The organism is Rhizobium sp. 05N49, assembly GCF_056396805.1.
This window is the reverse complement of record NZ_JBFTME010000005.1, coordinates 338,274-355,471: the sequence shown is the minus strand read 5'-3', so window position 1 is coordinate 355,471 and position 17,198 is coordinate 338,274. Positions and strand designations below refer to the sequence as shown.

The following is a 17,198-nucleotide window of genomic DNA, read 5'->3' as shown; positions in this document are numbered from 1 at the left end:
AGAACTCATACGAGCGTTGCGACGACCTCGAATACACCCGCCACGGCCACGGCACCCGGATCGGGGACGCCTTCGAGATCCCTTTCGCCAACGTAGGAGGCACGACCGGCCTTTGCCTGTCGCATCGCTTTTGTCGCCTCGGCACCTGCCGTTGCCGCCCTTGCCGCGGCTGCGACACCCTCTGAAGAAAGGGCCGCCAGCGCAGGAGAAAGTGCGTCGACCATCGTGCGGTCACCCACAGCAGCGCCTCCATAGAACGTCATCCGATCAAGTCCGGCAAGCAGGGCAGCGGCGATATCCGCCTTTTCGGCCATGGACTTCGATGCGGCCGTGAAGAAGATCGAGAGAAGGACGCCGCTGGAGCCGCCCATGCTCGTGCTCAGTATCTCACCGATGGAGGCCATCGTCGCGGCAGGATCTTTCAGCGGAAGCATGTCGATGCGGGTAAGGATGCTGCGGGCTCCGGTTGCGACAGTGGAACCGGTATCGCCATCACCAACCCGGCCATCCAGTTGGTTAAGCTGTTCCTCCAGCGAAATCAGATGCTCGCAAAGTGCGGTCAGCAGACGACGATTATCCCTATCATCGCTGGCGGGTACCGCTTCGCTTTGCGTCGACGCCCGTTGCGGCGCGGCAAGGATAGCGATCTCGTGTCGCTCCGTCGCGGGCGGCCAGGCATGGGGCTCGACGGCGGCCCTAAGAGCGGCTTCACGCTCGGCGTCCAGTCGAATGAGCGACAAGGAAAAGCCGTTCATATTGAGAGCGGTCATCATCGGCGCCGGTCCAACGATCAACCGAACACGGCTGGCGATCGGTGACGACAGCACAGAATTGGCGATGACACCCATTTCAAGCGGAGGCACGGCGCCAAGGTTGTTGATCAGCAGCGCATGACCGTCCGCAGCATCGAGCTTTGCCGCCAGTCGCTCCGTCATGGTCGCAACCAGATTGGCAATCGGCTGCAAGGAAATGCGCTCGACCCCCGGCTCGCCGTGGATACCGAGACCGAGTTCGCCTTCATTGGGACCCAGTCGATCCTCATGCGTTTGGCCCGGCACGTTACAGGTTGACAGCGACATGCCGAGCGAAACAATGCTGCCCGCTGCGGCGGTCGCAAGGCTCGCCACCGTCTTGAGATCGGCGCCTGCTTCGGCGTGATAGCCGGCGATCTTGTGCACGAACAGCGTACCGGCGACGCCGCGGGGCTGGATGATACCGGGGATCGCGATATCGTCGGCAACGATGACCATCTCGACATCGAAACCTTCGGCGCGCGCCTTTTCGGCAGCGAGACCAAAATTGAGGCGATCGCCCGTATAGTTCTTGACGACCAGCAGAACACCCTTGGGCCCGGTGACGGCGCGGATCGCCGTCAGCACCGCATCGACGCTCGGCGAGGCAAAGATCTCGCCAGATACTGCCGCAGTCAGCATGCCCTTGCCGACGAAGCCCGCATGCGAAGGCTCATGCCCTGCGCCCCCGCCGGAGATAATGGCGACCTTCGACTTGTCCCAGTCGGCACGCAGGATGACCTTGATCTCCGGGAACGCGTCGAGACGGGCAAGACGACCGGCGCCGCTTGTCTGGATCAGGCCATCCAGGGCTTCGGTGACGATGGTTTCCCGGCGATTGAAGAAATGTTTCATGGAGAGGACCCGTCTTTCATGCCAGTGAGTTCGTTTCTTTCAGTTGCTTATCCAAGGCGTTGGCCGCTGGCATCGAAATAGAGTGGATCGCGCAGCGTCAAGCTTATTCGATCACCCGGCCGGATCGCCAGATATGGATCGGCAAGCGTAACCAGCTTGTGATCTCGCACCTTTATATGAAGGTGGTTCTGATCCCCCAGATGTTCGATCCAATCGATCTTCGCTTCAGCATTCTGATCGACAAGGATGTCGAGATGCTCTGTTCGCGCGCCGATCGTCTTCGTTCCCGGCGGCGGATTGGCGCCCGGAAGAAGATCGGTCGGCAGAAGGTTGATGTGGGGCTGCCCCAGACGCGCGGCGACGTGAAGGCTGGCCGGATTGCCATAGATTTCACGGGGCGTTCCGATTTGCAGCAGCCTTCCCTCCGAGACAATGCCGATCCTGTCCGCCATCGTCATGGCTTCGACCTGGTCGTGGGTTACGTAGAGCAGTGTCGAGCCGAGTTCCTTCTGGATGCGTTTCAGTTCCAGACGCAGTTCCGCACGCAGCTTCGCATCAAGCGATGACAGCGGTTCGTCCATCAGGTAGATGGCGGGCCGGCGCACCAGCGCCCTGCCAATTGCAACGCGCTGCATTTCGCCTCCCGACAGACGCGTCGAACGGTTCTCGAGCTTGTGGTCGATCCTGACCATGCGCGCAATTTCGCGGACGCGACGGTCGATCTCTTCGTTTGTCAGCCTGCGCACCGGCGCCCGCAACGGAAACGCAAGGTTGTCGTAGACCGTCATGTGCGGATAGAGCGAATATTGCTGGAAGACGAAGGCAACATCCCTCTCGGCCGGTGCTTCGCTTGCGACGCTTCGACCGCCTATGTCAATGCGACCGCTGTCGGGGCGCTCCAGGCCGGCAATAAGGCGCAGCGTCGTCGTCTTGCCGGCGCCGGTCGGTCCAAGCAGAACGACGAACTCACCGTCGCGGATGGAAAGGTTGAAATCAGAAAGAGCCTGCGTGTCACCGAAGCGCTTGTTGAGGCCCTTGAGCGCGATGTCAGCCATGACGCTCCTCCGAATAGAGTGCCGAGGCGATGGCGCGGCCCGATTGGCAATCGAACAGTGCAAGCTTGGCCGGATTGAACTCAAGGCCAACTGTCTCTCCGATGCGGAAGTTGCGGTTCGCCGGAACGCGTGCCTTGATGACGCCGCTCGAGGTCTCGATCGCCACCACCTGATTGGTTCCGAGATATTCGCTGCCGTAGACGGCGCCGCGCAAGGGGGAAGTATCACTGAAGCGGATGTGTTCCGGCCTGACGCCAAGCGCCAATTCAGTCTCCGTCAGATCCTGGCGCACCTCGGGTATGCTGACATCGACGCCATGCAGCGAGACGGACTGGTCGCCGCTGCGGAGGCCTGAGGTGAAGCGCATGAAATTCATCGGCGGTGAGCCGATGAAATCGGCAACATACATGGTGGCCGGCTTGCTGTAGATTTCCTGCGGCGTCCCGAATTGCTCGATGACGCCGTGGTTCATCACGGCGATTTTGTCGGCCATGGCCATCGCCTCATGCTGATCATGCGTCACATAGACCGTCGTCGCGTGGATGCGGTTATGCAGTTCGCGCAGCTCATGGACCATAACCTCGCGGAATTCGGCGTCCAGCGTCCCAAGCGGTTCATCCATCAGGAAACACTTCGGGCGGCGTACGATCGCGCGGCCGAGGGCAACGCGCTGACGGTCGCCGCCCGCGAGTCCGGAGACGGATCGGTTCAGAATATGATCGATCTGCAGCAGCCGTGCGGTCTCTTCCACGCGTTGGCGGATCTCAGCCTTAGGCATGCCTTGCGACAGCAGCGGAAAGCCGATGTTCTTGCGCACGTTCATATGGGGATAGAGCGCAAAAAGCTGAAAGACGAAGGCAATATCGCGGGCGCTGGCGCGGTTGAAGGTGACGTCCTCCCCGTCGAGATAGATCTTGCCGCTGGTCGGCAATTCCAGGCCGGCGATCATACGCAATGTCGTCGTCTTGCCGCAGCCCGAGGGGCCGAGCAGAGCCAGGAACTCACCGTCATGGATGACGAAGCTCGAATCCTGCACAGCCACGAAGCTGCCGAACTGCTTGCGGAGATGTTCTATCCTGATGTCCGCCATGGCTCACTCCGGAAACTTCGAGACGATGATGAACATGGCAGTGCCTGCGAGCAGCGTTACCAGCGAATAGGTATAGAGCATGAGAAAAAACGGCTGGAAGAGCATGAGGAAACCAATGGCAATCAGGGCGGTTGCAATGTTCTCCATGGGCCCCCTGCGTAAAAAGAAGGGTCGTTTCGGGCGGGAGGATGGGCGCGGGGTCTCGATGAGATTGGTCATTTGCGAACCGCTCCGAAAGTGATGCCGCGCAGGAGCTGCTTGCGTAGCAGGATGGTAAAGACGAGGATCGGAATCAGGAATATCGTCGTTCCCGCAGCAACGGCCGGCCAATCCTGGCCGCCTTCGCCGATGATGGTCGGGATGAATGGCGGTGCCGTCTGGGCCTCACCCGAGGTCAGCAATGCGACAAAGGCATACTCGTTCCAGGCAAAGATCAGGCAGAAGATCGCAGTGGCGGCGATGCCTGTGGTTGCCTGCGGCAGGACGACCTTCCAGAACGCCTGCAGCCGGGTGTATCCGTCGATCATCGCAGCCTCTTCATATTCGCGCGGGATCTCGTCAATGAAGCCTTTCAGCAGCCAGACGGCGAGCGAGACATTGACCGCCGTGTAGAGCAGGATCATGCCCAGCGCCGTGTCGGAGAGGCCAAGCTCGCGGTACATCAGATAGATCGGTATGGCGACCGCGATTGGCGGCATCATGCGCGTCGACAGGATGAAGAACAAAAGGTCGTCGGCGAGCGGCACCTTGAAGCGCGAAAATCCATAGGCGGCAAGGGTTCCCAACGATACGGCCAGGAAGGTCGAGCCGAAAGCAATCACCAGAGAATTGACAAAGCGCGGCAGGAAATTCGAGGGTCCGGCAATGACCATGTTGCGCTTACGGGTCACCTCATCACAGGTGCCGGTCGGTGCAGGAAGGGAGGCAATATATTCGGGCGTCTGGCGCGTTCTCGTTGTCAGCAGATTGCAATAGCCTTCCAACGTTGGCTGGAAGATGATCTTCGGAGGGTAGCTGATGGAATCCGGCGGGGATTTGATGCTGGTCAAGAAGATCCAGACGAGCGGGATCATCGTGATCAGGGCGTAGAGGATCACGATAGCGCCTGCAATCCTCTTGCTGGTCGGGCTCGGCTCGACGACCGAATGGGCTGAGGTAACCGAGCTCATCGCTGCTTCACCTTGTTGAGTGCCTTGACATAGATGTTGGCGAGACCGAACACGGCAACGAAGAGGACGATGGCAAATGCCGACGCCCGCCCGGTTGCCCAGCTCTCGAAGGCGGCCCGCTTCAAGGTGATGGAGGCAACTTCGGTAGTCGAGCCCGGGCCACCACCTGTCAGCAGTGTCACCATGTCGAACATCTTGAAATTCTCGATACCGCGGAACAGCACCGCAAGCATGATGAACGGCAGTGCCATTGGCACGGTGATCGACCAGAATTGCCGCCAGGCGGAGGCGCGGTCCACTTCGGCTGCCTCGTAGATATAATCGGGGATGGAGCGCAGACCTGCCAGGCAGATCAGCATGACATACGGCGTCCACATCCAGGTATCGACGATGATGATCGCCCAAGGGGCCAGTGACACGCTGCCGAGCATCTGGATGTCGGCTGTGGGGATGCCGGTGACCAGGGAAACGGCATAGGCGAAAAGACCGATCTGTGGCTCGTAGAGGAAGCGCCAGAAATTGCCGACGACAGCTGGAGACAGCATCATCGGGATCAGGATCAGCGTCGTCCAGAAGGCGTGGCCGCGAAACTTGCGGTCGATCAGATAGGCGAGCGTAAAGCCGATGACGGTCTGCAGCAGGATCGTCCAGAAGACGAAATGCGCCGTCGTCTGCATCGCCTGCCAGATGTCGGGATCGGTCAGCACCCGCTCGTAATTGCCCAATCCAACGTTCTGGACCGGCGCATTCGGGCGGTTGGCGCGATAATTCGTGAACGACAGGTAGATCGCCCAGATTAGCGGAAAGATGTTGATGGCGAGAAGCAGGATGATGGTGGGCGCGATAAACACCCAGGCAATCGCTCGATCGGACAGTCCGCGGACGCGGCGGGCGACCGTTGTCGGTGTCGCCCTGGCAGTCGCATCTGCAGCTTTCTCGACCATGGAGGAAGAGGAAATGTTCAAGGTATCACCTGGTCCTTGCGTATGTGACACATGTGGCGGCCCGGCAGTCTTGGCGATCCGGGCCGCCATTCTGGCAAGAAATTTGCGCATCCAGCCGGACACTAGATCTTGCCGTCGTCCTTGAAGACTTCGGTCCAGTCCTTCACCAGGCCATCAAGCGCCTCTTGAGCGGTGCCGTTGCCGGCCACGACATAGTTATGAACGCGCTTCTGCATATCCTGAAGCAGGGTTGCGTAGCTCGGCTCGGCCCAGAAATCCTTCACGATCGCCATCGAGTCCAGGAATGCCTGGGCATAGGGCTGACTGGAAGCAAAGTCAGGAGCGTTCACCACCGATTTCAGGCAGGAATATCCGCCGAGCTGCCACCATTTCGCCTGCACCTCGGGCTGGGCGAACCATTTGATATATTGCAGGGCGGYGTCCTTCTTGTCGGAATAGGAAACGACCGAGATGCCCTGTCCGCCGAGCTGAGCGAAGTGCTTCTTTTCGGCCGGATTGGGGAAGAAACCGATCTTGTCGCCACCCACCTTCTCGTCCTTGTAGAGGCCAGGCCAGGTGAAGGCGAAATTCATCTGCATGGCGACCTGGCCGGATTTGAAAGCATCGGCAGATTCGACCATGTAGACATTGGAGCTGCCGGGCGGAGTGCAGCAATCATAGAGCGCCTTATAGAATTCCAGCCCCTTCACAGCATCGGGAGAATTGACGAAACCTTCCATCTCATATGGCTTGTCAGGGTTGTCGTACTGGAAACCCCAGTCATACAGCACGTTGGTCACGCCCATCGTGATGCCTTCGGAACCGCGCTCGGTATAGATCGAAGCACCGTACACGGTCTTCCCGTCGATTTCGCGCTTCTGGAAGAACTCGGCGATCTGTTTCAGTTCGTCGTAGGTCTTGGGCGCTGCGAGCTCCCGCCCGTATTTTTCCTTGAATTCCCTCTGCAATTCAGGCCGCTCGAACCAGTCCTTGCGATAGGTCCAGCCTACGACATCGCCCATGGCGGGCAGCGCCCAGTAGTTCGGCGTATTCTTCGGCCATTCCGAATAGCCAACCACCGTCGCCGGCACGAAGTCATCCATCTTGATGCCTTCCTTGTCGAAGAAGTCGTTAAGCTTGACGTAGTGGCCGTTTTCCGCCGAGCCGCCGATCCACTGGCTGTCGCCAATGATCAGGTCGCAGAGCTTTCCGTGAGAGTTCAGTTCGTTGAGAAAACGGTCGGCATAACTCGTCCACGGCACGAACTCGAACTTCATTTCGGTGCCAGTTTTGGCGGTGAAATCTTTCGAGAGCTCAACAAGCGCGTTGGCCGGGTCCCAAGCCGCCCAGCAAAGTGTCAGTTGATCGGCTTTTGCGAGATTGGGCAGCGCCGACGACATGACAAATGCCGAGGCCAGCCCGAGAAGGGCTTTCGATTTCTTTTGCATACGTTCCTCCCAGAACCAAGGCCGGCTCCCCGCCGACATGCAAGTCCACCAATTTCAGAGACTGCCTACATGAACTCCTCAACTCTCATGTTTAGCAATATGTTTAGTAATAGACAATTTTATAAACATTGCAAGCGACAATCTCCGCAGCCGATGATCCATCCCGTGACGATGCAGCCCGGCGGTGGCTTGATGACTTGAGGTCAGGACGAAGCTATGGGCAGGAGGAAACACGCCGGGTATGCTCAATCAATTGAAAGGAAATCGGCTGGTGTCTGCGCAGATGGATCACAGCGGGGATATGCAACAGGCGGCGCTCGGTCTTTCGGACGTACTCGGCCCTGGTCTGTCGGTTGTCTTTTGTGGCTTGAACCCCGCGCTCACAGCAGTCCGGGACGGCCACAATTTCTCCTCTCCCAGCAACCGCTTCTGGAGGGTGCTGCACCTTTCCGGCTTTACGTCGCGCCTCCTGCGCGCCGATGAAGAGCGAGAGTTGCTCGAGTATGGATGCGGCATCACTGCTGCCGTCTCGCGGGCCACGAAGAGCGCCAGCGAATTGAGGCTGGACGATTATAAAAGGGCAGCACCGCTGCTCGAAGCGAAGATAACCAAGTTCGCGCCGGCAAATCTGGCCTTTCTCGGCAAGGCTGCCTTTGCGGCGATCAGCGCGCGGGCGGACTGCGACTGGGGAAGACAGAGCGAGGTGTTCGCCGGCGCTAACACCTGGGTTCTACCGAACCCCAGCGGGCTCAACAGAGCTTTTGGTCTCGATCGGCTGACTGCCTATTACCGCGATCTGAAAGCCGAAATCCAGCCACGCATCGGTTGAGCTCCATCCGCGAGCGTGCCTACGCCTACTAGCTTACTCCATTGAATACGACCATCTTGTCATCCGCCATCTCCTGCATTGTCCAAGGGATACCGCCGATGCCGTAACCGGACTGACGGCGACCTGCAAACGGCATCCAGTCCGTCCTGAACGCAGTATGGTCGTTGACGAGAACGGCCGCGGCATCCAGACGTTTCGCCGCACGGAGCGCGACGGCGATATCGGAGGAAAATACGCTCGCCTGAAACGCATATGGCAGCGAATTGGCACTCTCAATCGCATTGTCGAGGTTCCGGTAACCGTAGACGCAGGTCAGCGGGCCGAAGACTTCGAGTTGCGAAACTTTTGCGTCCGCAGGCGGATTGAGCAGGACCGAGGGCAAAAGCGTCGTTTCCGACAGACGGCCGCCTCCGAGCTGTTTTGCTCCTGCATCGACGGCTTCCCGGATCCAGTTCGATACTCGCTCCGTTTCGCGGGGCAGGATCAGCGGCCCCATTTCGGTTTGCTTGAGTGTTGGATCGCCAACCCGAAGGGCTGCGACCGCGGCAGCAAGTTTCTCGGTGAACGGCTCCAGAATATCGTCGTGCACGAATATCCGCTGGACCGAGACACAGACCTGGCCAGCATGATAGTAGCCGCCTTTGACTATGGGATTGACGACTGCGCCCGCATCCGCACTTCGATCAACGATAACCGGTGCGGCACCGCCATGTTCAAGCGCGCATCGCGTGCCGGGCGGCAGCTTGCTCTTGAGATACCAGCCGACTTTCGCAGATCCGATGAAGCTTAAAAACGCGACGCGGGGATCGGTCGCGAAGGATTCAGCAAGCACATTGTCATCGGTGACGAAGCTCTGGCACCAGCGTTCGTCCAGACCGGCTTCCCAAAGCAGCTTCACTATTTCGATACACGAGATGGGTGTCGTTGCCGCAGGCTTTACGATGACCGGGCATCCGACGGCAATGGCCGGCGCAATTTGATGAACGATGAGATTGAGGGGATGATTGAACGCCGAGATCGCCGCGACAACACCGATAGGCTCTTTCGTCGTGAAGGCCAAACGGTTCAGGCTCGCTGCAGTCAACCCCATCGGGATTTCCTTGCCGCCGAAGTTGCGGATCTCATCGGCGGCATTGATCAGCCCGTCGATCGCTCGCGTGACTTCGATGATGGCGTCCGTCAGCGGCTTGCCCCCTTCCCGCGCAATCATCGTGGAGAAACGGTCCTTGTTGTCGCGCAGCAGTTCCGACGCCCTTCTCAGGACAGCCATGCGCTGATACGCAGGCATCCACCCGTCGCGATCGGCAAAGGCTTTCGCCGCAATATCCAGCTTGCGATCAAGTGCGGCGGCGTCATCGACCGGCACCTCGGCGATGATCGCTCGATCAAACGCCTGATAAACCTTCAGGGTAGCCGACATCTCATGCCTCCAGAATTGTCGGGAGCCGTTCGCGCAGCTCCTTCACCAGCACGCGTTCATTCTCCGAATAATCGACGGGGACATTGACCAGATGCACGCCCCCACCCCTAAACGCATCCTCGAGGACCTGTTTGAACTGACCGATATCGTCGACCCTAGACCCTTTGGCTCCATAGGATTCTGCATACTTGACGAAGTTGGGATTGCCAAACGTCATTCCGAAGTCCGGAAATTCGTCCACGGCCTGCTTCCAACGGATCATCCCGTAGGCATCGTCCTCGATGACGAGAACGACAAGGTTCAGTTTGAGCCGCACGGCAGTCTCCAGCTCTTGCGAATTCATCATGAAGCCGCCATCGCCGCAGATCGCCATGACCCGTCGTTCCGGGTAGAGCATCGAAGCGACCATTGCCGACGGAAGGCCAGCTCCCATCGTCGCGAGCGCGTTGTCGAGAAGCAGCGTGTTCGCCATCCTGGTGCGATAGTTGCGAGCGAACCATATCTTGTACATGCCATTGTCGAGAGCGAGAATGCCATCATGGGGCATGACCTCCCGGATGTCGTGGACAAGCCTCTGGGGTGTAAATCGTCCTTCGGTCGCCCGGTCTGCAATGCGGTCTAGAATTCGCTCCCTCAGGTGAAGAAGTGCCTGCGCGTTCGGCAGCTTGCCTTCCAGGCGATCGGCGAGCGCCTTCAGTGAAGGCCCCATGTCCCCGATGACCTCGGCTTGAGGAAAATAGACCTGCTCGACTGTCGCGGGCTGATATCCGACATGGACGACTTTCGGTCCGCCCTTACCCATGATGAACGGCGGTTTTTCGATCGTGTCATGACCGATTGTTACGATCAGGTCTGCCTGCTCGATGGCCTCGTGGACATAGTCGCGCTCCGAGAGGGCCGCTGTGCCCATATAGAGCTCGGTTCCGCCCGGAACCGTTCCCTTCCCCATCTGGGTCGTGAAATAGGGGATGCGCGTTCGAATAACGAACTGGGCAATGTCCGACGTGGAGCGAGGGCGCGAGGCTGCTGCTCCAAACATGAGCAATGGACGCTTGGCTGATGCAATCAGCTCAGCGGCGCGATCAAGCGCGGCATCGCTTGCGGTCGGCAGTTCAAGCTGATGCGGCGCCACAAGGGCGATGTCTTCACACTCCTCTGCAGCGATGTCTTCAGGCAGTTCGAGATGAACTGGACCAGGCCGTTCCTCCTGCGAGATCCTGAACGCCTCCCTCACCAGAGTCGGGATCATCTGCGGCGAGACGATCTGACGCGTGAGCTTGGTCAGCGGCTTCATTGATGCGATGACGTCGACGATCTGGAAGCGAGCCTGCCGCGATGAAAGAATACCCTTCTGGCCGGTGATCATCACCATCGGCATCGCGCCGAGAAGAGCATAGGCCGCTCCTGTCGACAGGTTCAGCGCTCCCGGACCAAGCGTCGTAAGGCATACGCCAGGCTTGCCCGTCAGCCGTCCGTACGTCGCTGCCATGAACGCAGCTGCCTGCTCGTGTCGAGTGAGCACGAGCTGGATTGAGGATTTGCGGATGGATTCGACGACGTCGAGGTTTTCCTCGCCGGGAATGCCGAAGATACGCTCCACGCCTTCATTCTCAAGAGCCGCAATAAGGAGATCCGAGCCTTTGGTCATGGAAGGTGCCCTGTGCTTTGACGCCGCGGTCAGCGACGCGATGAGAACTGAGGCACCGAACATAGGCCGATTTACCGTCCGAACCAACCGCACCCTCAATGCGGATTTTGCATGCGAGATATGCTCGCAAACCCTCCCTCGGATTTTGGAATTTCACTGCGTCAAGCCATTAACGGCGTATACATCGCGTGCGTGGCGCCTCGACGTCGTGCATTTTTATTCAGGCTGCCGGAAAGAGGTTTGGATTTGTCCACCCGGTGGTGCGTTCAGCTTGTAGCCCGCCCGCGATGAAGCGCGGCCCCCAGGTGCCGCACTCCATCCCCGGTCGGCTGCCGCCAGGTTTCTGATCGTTGGTTGCCGATAGGCAGTCCCTATCGCGTAAACATCAGCCGCATGCGCGCCAGAATGCCCTTCACGCCCGGTATGGAGGCGGCTCTGAGATGGCGGGCGACGATACCAGCGTCGACCCGTGCTCCAAAATGGCAGGAGCAGACGAGCCCATGCAATTGGCGATCGTTAAGATCAAAGAAGCTCTGAGCATCCCCATAGGTATCGCCCTCTAGACCGGCGGCACGCAGAACCGGATCGGCATAGGCTACGGATATGGGAGACCCGGTGATCCGCATCATTATCCGCTGGTCATGGGGGAGATATTCGGTTTCCCGAAGGGTAACGAGCGAACGCGCAGGATCGTCTTCCAGGAGCTCCGCCCACCGGCCCAACCGCTCTGCCCGAGACAATTGTGGCGTGGTACGGCTGACCCTGGCTATAGCCTTCAGCTGATCGACTGCGTATTGTTCCATGGCGGCCTCCTATTTGGAAAATAGACTGCACGCCCCCATTCAGAACGTTGATCCCAACTACGCTGCCTGTCCAATCACGTTTGAAGAATCCGATCTCTTGAGAAGTCTACCCCCACGCATTCACGCGAATTCGCTTTGTCTCGAAAAGGTCCGAGGATGGGCGATGTGCTTCCGGACGATACTCTCCTTGCTGTCGAGTTCTTCCAGCAGAACGTCATAGCTCCAGAGATCGGCAAGGTGCTGCAGGACGAGCTTCAGATCTTCCTCTTCCAGGAACTCGTCATTGGTTGCTCGGTGCTGCAACAGCAATCTGCGGTCGCCGGCAAGATCGACGTCGACGATCTCAATCGCCGGGTCGGTATGACCGATATCGTAGTCGCGGGAGAGTTGCCGGCGAATACGCCGATAACCGCGCTCATCATGGATCGCGGAAACCAGGATGCCTTCCTGAATCTCCGGATCGTCGTGGAGGTGGAACATGCGCCACCGCCGCATGAGGCTTGGGCTCAGGAACTGGCTGACGAAGCTCTCGTCGCGATAATTGGCCCAGATATCGCGCAGGACCGCCATCGGGTCGCCCCGCCCGGCAATATCCGGGAACCAGTCGCGGTCTTCGCCGGTCGGCTCCGTCACGATACGCTCGATATCCTGCATCATCGCAAAACCGAGCGCATAGGGATTGAAGCCCGAGAACCGCCGATCATCATACAGCGGCTGGAACACGACATTGGTGTGCGATTTCAGAAACTCGAAATAGTTGCCGTCGCTGATCTGACCGCGCTCGTGCAGGCGCTGCATGATATTGTAGTGGACGTAGGTGGCTGTACCCTCGTTCATCACCTTGGTCTGGCGCTGAGGGTGGAAATACTGGGCGACATGGCGAACGATGCGCAAAATCTCGCGCTGCCAGGAATGGAGCCGAGGCGCAGATTTTTCGAGGAAATAAAGGATATTGTCCTGCGGCAAGCCAAGCGCGGCACGCCGGCGCTCGAGATCGCGATCTGACTTGTTGCGTTTGTTACCGGTCGGCACGGTGCGCCAGAGATCGTTGAAGATCTTTTCCTCGTGAGCGCGGCGCTCCTGCAGCCGCTTTTCCTCCTGCCTGAGGTCCACCTGGGTCTTGCCGGCGTAGCGGTGCACCCCGTGCGACATCAGCGCATGTGCGGCATCGAGCGTGCGTTCGACGGCCGCTTCTCCGTATCGTTCTTCGCAACGGGAGATGTAGCTCTTGGCGAAATCGAGATAGTCGAGAATGCCCTCGGCATCGGTCCAGAGCTTGAACAGATAATTGTTCTTGAAGAAGTGGTTATGGCCGAAGGCAGCGTGCGCTATGACCAATGTCTGCATGGTCGCCGTATTCTCTTCCATGAGATAGGAGATGCAGGGCGAACTGTTGATAACGATTTCATAGGCGAGGTCGCGCATGCCGCGGCGGTAGAAGGCCTCGTGATGGGCAAAATGCTTGCCGAAGGACCAGTGGCGATAGAAGAGTGGCATGCCCGTCGAGGAATAGGCATCGAGCATCTGCTCGGATGTGATGACCTCGATCTGGTTCGGGTAGACATCGAGCCCCAGTTCCCCAAGCGCGATATCCTCACAGGCATCATGAATGCGCTGCAGAGTCGGAAAATCCCAGTCAGCGCCTTCGAAAAGGAGCTTTTCCTTGTGCCGCGTGCTGATTTTCATGGCGTAGCCCCTGCCGTGGCAGCCTTTTTTTGAAACAGGTCGTGGAAAACAGGGAATATCTCGTTCTTGCGGCAGACCTTGCGCATGGCAAGAGGCAGTGCAGCAGAGCGGATTTCCTGATAGAGCGCCCAGAGCGGTGACCTCGACGTCGAGGAATCTCCATCTTCCTCACCGACTTCGATATAGGCGAAGTACTGGCAGACCGGCAGGATTTCCTGCTGCAGCAGTTGGCCCGTCAGAGCACCGTCGGAATAAGAGTTGTCGCCATCGGAGGCCTGCGCCGCATAGATGTTCCACTCCGTCGGATCGAAGCGTGCGGCAACGATCGAGCGCATCACCGCCAGCGCACTGGAAACCAGCGTGCCGCCTGTCGCCGGGCTATAAAAGAAAGTCTCCTCATCGACTTCCTCTGCCTTTTCCGTATGACGGATGAAAACGATCTCCACCTTCTCGTAACGCTGCGACAGGAAGAGGTAGAGGAGCAGGTAAAAGCGCTTGGCGAGATCCTTCATATGCTCGCTCATGGAACCGGAAACGTCCATGAGGCAGAACATCACCGCTTTGACGACAGGCTTGGGCGTATTCTCAAAACGCCGGTAGCGGACGTCGAGCGGGTCGATATAGGGGATACGCTTGCTCTTGAGCGTCAAAGCCTTCAGCCTGTCTTCGAGTACGACGCGTTCTTCCGCATCATCGCATTCGTCGATCTGCTTCTGAAGTGCCTCTATTTCCTCCGCCTTCGGGCGATGAAGCGCCAGGCGACGCATCATGGCAAGACGTGTCGTACGCCCGACGGCAATGTTGGAGGGAGAGCCGGAAACAGAAAAACCAGCCCTTTGCGGTGTCACCTCCTCGGTTTCGCTCAGCCGGCGCTTGGCAAGGTCGGGCAGTTCCAGGTCTTCGAGGAAGATGTTGAGGAATTCCTCTCGGGTCAGTACGAAGCGGAAACCGTCTTCGCCGTCGCCCTCTCCCGCCTCGGACGAACGTCCGCCTCCCGATGCCGGTGGACGCTTTATGAAGTCGCCCTCGACGAATTTCTGATTGCCGGGAAGGATGCGATCCTGGACTCCCCCACCGCCCCGGTGAAGACCCGGTTCGGTCATGCCGCCGATTGGAAGAGTGACTTCACCGCCATCAAGCACATCGCGGATGGAGCGGTTTTGCAAAGACCGTTTAACCGCTTGCTCTACGGCGTCCTTGGCACGCCGTAGGAACCTTTGTCGATTTTCCAGACTTTTACCGCGCGGGTTAAGCCGCCGGTCTATGATGTGCATGTTTGCTCCTACCTGGGTACTCGCTCCGACGGCCTACCTAACTCGCCTGCTTGACGCGCATGTACCATTCCACCAGCCGGCGAACCTGCCGTTCCGTGTAGCCCCGCGCCACCATGCGCGAGACGAATTCGCTATGCTTCTTTTCGGTCTCACTATCCTTCTTCGATCCGAAGGAGATGACCGGCAGCAAATCCTCGACTTGCGAGAACATACGCTTCTCGATGACTTCCCGGATCTTCTCATAGCTCGTCCAGGAAGGGTTCTTGCCGCCATTAGCAGCCCGTGACCTCAAGGAGAACTTGACGATCTCGTTGCGGAAATCCTTGGGGTTGGCGATGCCCGCCGGTTTTTCGATCTTCGTCAGCTCCTGGTTCAGAAGTTCGCGATCGAGCAGCTGACCAGTATCCGGGTCCTTGAAATCGGTATCCTCGATCCAGGCGTCCGCGTAATCGACATAACGGTCGAACAGGTTCTGACCGTAATCGGAATAGGATTCCAGATAGGCCTTCTGGATCTCGTTGCCGATGAACTCCGCGTAACGCGGTGCCAATTCGGCCTTGATGAATTCCATGTAGCGCTTTTCCGTCTCCTCGCCATACTGCTCGCGGCGGATAGCCTGTTCCAAAACATACATCAGATGCACAGGGTCGGCACCGATATCCGTCGTGTCGTGGTTGAAGGTCGACGCAAGAACCTTGAACGCGAAACGTGTCGATATTCCGTCCATGCCCTCATCGACACCGGCAGCATCCCGATATTCCTGCACGCTTCTGGCACGCGGATCGGTTTCCTTGAGGCTTTCGCCGTCATAGGAGCGCATTTTCGAGAACAGATTGGAATTCTCATGCTTGCGAAGCCGTGACAGCACGGAGAAACGAGCCAGCATCTCCAATGTCGCCGGTGCACATGCCGCATCGGCTAGCTCCGATCCTTCGATCAGTTTTTCGTAGATCTTCTGTTCCTCAATCACCCTGAGGCAATACGGAACCTTGATGACGCAGATGCGGTCGATGAAGGCCTCGTTGTTCTTGTTGGCCTTGAAGGTTTGCCACTCCGCTTCGTTCGAATGGGCAAGGATGATGCCAGAGAAGGGAATCGCACCGATGTTTTCGGTGCCCATGTAGTTGCCTTCCTGCGTCGCCGTCAGCAGCGGATGCAGCATCTTGATCGGCGCCTTGAACATTTCCACGAATTCCAGCACGCCCTGATTGGCGCGGTTGAGACCGCCGGAATAGCTGTAGGCATCAGGATCGTTTTGCGAATAGTGCTCGAGCTTGCGAATATCGACCTTGCCGACCAGCGACGAGACATCCTGATTGTTTTCGTCACCCGGCTCGGTCTTTGCAATCGCGATCTGTCGAAGCCTTGAGGGCTGAATCCTGACGACCCGGAAGCGGGAGATATCACCATCGAATTCGTCGAGCCGCTTCAGGCACCACGGGCTCATCAAACCGCTGAGACGACGAGTCGGGATGCCGTATTCTTCGAGCAGCATCGGCCCCATGGCGAGGGGATCAAAAAGGTTGAGGGGGCTTTCAAAGACCGGGCTCAGTTCGTCACCGGCTTTGAGAACATAGATGGGGTTGACTTCCATCAGTTGCTTCAGACGCTCTGCAAGCGAAGACTTACCACCACCGACCGGGCCGAGCAGGTAAAGGATCTGCTTGCGCTCCTCCAGACCTTGGGCCGCGTGCCTGAAAAAGGAAACGATCCGCTCGATCGTCTCCTCCATGCCGAAAAACCCTTCGAAGGCGGGATAGGTTCGGATGGTCCTGTTCATGAAAACCCGGCCGAGCCGCGAATCCTTGGCGGTATCGATGATTTCGGGTTCGCCAATTGCCGAAAGCAGCCGCTCGGTCGCGTTGGCGTAGGCCATCGGATCTTTTTTACACAAGGCAAGATAGTCTGCTATAGACATATCCGTCTCTCGCCGAGACTCGTAGTTACGGGTGAACGCATCAAATAGGGAGTTGTTCAGCATAGGCCCTCCTATAAAGGTCTGCCTCAGCGATTTTCGCCTTCGCTAAGTAAGATGGTGCGCCAATGTTTCGAAAGATCAAGGTCCTCCTCGGCGGAAATAAGACATGGCCGACATTCCGGCATCGCTACACAAAAAAGTGCGCGTAACTTGCCAATTTGATCCTCGAAATCTGACAGCCTCTATAGCTTTGCGACCGTGCCGGGAG

At 58.3% G+C, this 17,198-nt stretch carries 14 protein-coding genes; 1 reads left to right on the top strand and 13 read right to left on the bottom strand.

Annotated elements, in window-relative coordinates:
* Positions 1 to 5: 5 nt before the first annotated feature.
* From AC1DF8_RS13520 to AC1DF8_RS13490, 7 genes are all read right to left on the bottom strand, one after another.
* The gene (locus tag AC1DF8_RS13520) at positions 6 to 1,646 is read right to left on the bottom strand and encodes a dihydroxyacetone kinase subunit DhaK (protein ID WP_478153886.1); all 1,641 of its coding nucleotides are present in this window, start codon (positions 1,644 to 1,646) and stop codon (positions 6 to 8) included.
* Between the two features lie 47 nt (positions 1,647 to 1,693).
* Complete coding sequence (locus AC1DF8_RS13515; protein ID WP_112542435.1) at positions 1,694 to 2,701, bottom strand: ABC transporter ATP-binding protein; 1,008 nt, start codon at positions 2,699 to 2,701, stop codon at positions 1,694 to 1,696.
* A complete protein-coding gene (locus AC1DF8_RS13510) occupies positions 2,694 to 3,791 on the bottom strand; it encodes an ABC transporter ATP-binding protein (RefSeq protein ID WP_018114792.1) in 1,098 nt (365 codons plus the stop codon). The genes AC1DF8_RS13515 and AC1DF8_RS13510 overlap by 8 nt, the downstream gene beginning before the upstream one ends.
* 3 nt (positions 3,792 to 3,794) lie before the next feature.
* Positions 3,795 to 4,010 (bottom strand): hypothetical protein, encoded by a 216-nt coding sequence (locus AC1DF8_RS13505; protein ID WP_029616411.1) that lies wholly within the window; start codon positions 4,008 to 4,010, stop codon positions 3,795 to 3,797.
* The gene (locus AC1DF8_RS13500) at positions 4,007 to 4,960 is read right to left on the bottom strand and encodes a carbohydrate ABC transporter permease (RefSeq protein ID WP_112972340.1); all 954 of its coding nucleotides are present in this window, start codon (positions 4,958 to 4,960) and stop codon (positions 4,007 to 4,009) included. Before AC1DF8_RS13500 ends, AC1DF8_RS13505 begins: the two co-directional genes overlap by 4 nt.
* Positions 4,957 to 5,925 (bottom strand): carbohydrate ABC transporter permease, encoded by a 969-nt coding sequence (locus tag AC1DF8_RS13495; protein ID WP_478153885.1) that lies wholly within the window; start codon positions 5,923 to 5,925, stop codon positions 4,957 to 4,959. The genes AC1DF8_RS13500 and AC1DF8_RS13495 overlap by 4 nt, the downstream gene beginning before the upstream one ends.
* Positions 5,926 to 6,026: 101 nt before the next feature.
* Complete coding sequence (locus AC1DF8_RS13490; protein WP_478153884.1) at positions 6,027 to 7,352, bottom strand: ABC transporter substrate-binding protein; 1,326 nt, start codon at positions 7,350 to 7,352, stop codon at positions 6,027 to 6,029.
* Positions 7,353 to 7,635: 283 nt separating this feature from the next.
* Here AC1DF8_RS13490 and mug point away from each other — a divergent pair, with 283 nt between their 5' ends.
* Positions 7,636 to 8,181, top strand: coding sequence for a G/U mismatch-specific DNA glycosylase (gene mug, locus AC1DF8_RS13485; protein WP_478153915.1), 546 nt, complete (start codon positions 7,636 to 7,638; stop codon positions 8,179 to 8,181).
* 28 nt (positions 8,182 to 8,209) lie between these two features.
* Here the strand turns inward: mug and AC1DF8_RS13480 are convergent, their stop codons facing one another.
* The 6 genes from AC1DF8_RS13480 to AC1DF8_RS13455 all read right to left on the bottom strand — a co-directional run bounded on the left by AC1DF8_RS13480 (position 8,210) and on the right by AC1DF8_RS13455 (position 16,993).
* On the bottom strand, positions 8,210 to 9,601 hold the full coding sequence (locus AC1DF8_RS13480; RefSeq protein ID WP_478153883.1) for an aldehyde dehydrogenase family protein: 1,392 nt from the start codon (positions 9,599 to 9,601) through the stop codon (positions 8,210 to 8,212).
* A 1-nt stretch (position 9,602) separates the two neighbouring features.
* A complete protein-coding gene (locus AC1DF8_RS13475) occupies positions 9,603 to 11,249 on the bottom strand; it encodes an acetolactate synthase large subunit (protein ID WP_478153882.1) in 1,647 nt (548 codons plus the stop codon).
* A gap of 371 nt (positions 11,250 to 11,620) precedes the next feature.
* Entirely contained in the window at positions 11,621 to 12,052 is a 432-nt protein-coding gene (locus AC1DF8_RS13470; protein ID WP_018114800.1) for a hypothetical protein, read from the bottom strand.
* 120 nt (positions 12,053 to 12,172) lie between these two features.
* Positions 12,173 to 13,738 (bottom strand): SpoVR family protein, encoded by a 1,566-nt coding sequence (locus AC1DF8_RS13465; protein WP_018114801.1) that lies wholly within the window; start codon positions 13,736 to 13,738, stop codon positions 12,173 to 12,175.
* A complete protein-coding gene (locus AC1DF8_RS13460) occupies positions 13,735 to 15,012 on the bottom strand; it encodes a YeaH/YhbH family protein (protein ID WP_029616414.1) in 1,278 nt (425 codons plus the stop codon). Before AC1DF8_RS13460 ends, AC1DF8_RS13465 begins: the two co-directional genes overlap by 4 nt.
* A 37-nt stretch (positions 15,013 to 15,049) precedes the next feature.
* A complete protein-coding gene (locus AC1DF8_RS13455; RefSeq protein WP_112542442.1) occupies positions 15,050 to 16,993 on the bottom strand; it encodes a PrkA family serine protein kinase in 1,944 nt (647 codons plus the stop codon).
* Positions 16,994 to 17,198 lie beyond the last annotated feature (205 nt).

Excerpts from the sequence above, each read along its gene's own strand:
- AC1DF8_RS13515 (WP_112542435.1), bottom strand. The coding sequence starts at position 2,701 with ATGGCTGACATCGCGCTCAAGGGCCTCAACAAGCGCTTCGGTGACACG.
- AC1DF8_RS13480 (WP_478153883.1), bottom strand. The coding sequence starts at position 9,601 with ATGTCGGCTACCCTGAAGGTTTATCAGGCGTTTGATCGAGCGATCATC.
- AC1DF8_RS13465 (WP_018114801.1), bottom strand. The coding sequence starts at position 13,738 with ATGAAAATCAGCACGCGGCACAAGGAAAAGCTCCTTTTCGAAGGCGCT.
- AC1DF8_RS13500 (WP_112972340.1), bottom strand. The coding sequence starts at position 4,960 with ATGAGCTCGGTTACCTCAGCCCATTCGGTCGTCGAGCCGAGCCCGACC.
- AC1DF8_RS13460 (WP_029616414.1), bottom strand. The coding sequence starts at position 15,012 with ATGCACATCATAGACCGGCGGCTTAACCCGCGCGGTAAAAGTCTGGAA.
- AC1DF8_RS13455 (WP_112542442.1), bottom strand. The coding sequence starts at position 16,993 with ATGCTGAACAACTCCCTATTTGATGCGTTCACCCGTAACTACGAGTCT.
- AC1DF8_RS13510 (WP_018114792.1), bottom strand. The coding sequence starts at position 3,791 with ATGGCGGACATCAGGATAGAACATCTCCGCAAGCAGTTCGGCAGCTTC.
- AC1DF8_RS13520 (WP_478153886.1), bottom strand. The coding sequence starts at position 1,646 with ATGAAACATTTCTTCAATCGCCGGGAAACCATCGTCACCGAAGCCCTG.
- mug (WP_478153915.1), top strand. The coding sequence starts at position 7,636 with ATGGATCACAGCGGGGATATGCAACAGGCGGCGCTCGGTCTTTCGGAC.
- AC1DF8_RS13505 (WP_029616411.1), bottom strand. The coding sequence starts at position 4,010 with ATGACCAATCTCATCGAGACCCCGCGCCCATCCTCCCGCCCGAAACGA.
- AC1DF8_RS13470 (WP_018114800.1), bottom strand. The coding sequence starts at position 12,052 with ATGGAACAATACGCAGTCGATCAGCTGAAGGCTATAGCCAGGGTCAGC.
- AC1DF8_RS13475 (WP_478153882.1), bottom strand. The coding sequence starts at position 11,249 with ATGACCAAAGGCTCGGATCTCCTTATTGCGGCTCTTGAGAATGAAGGC.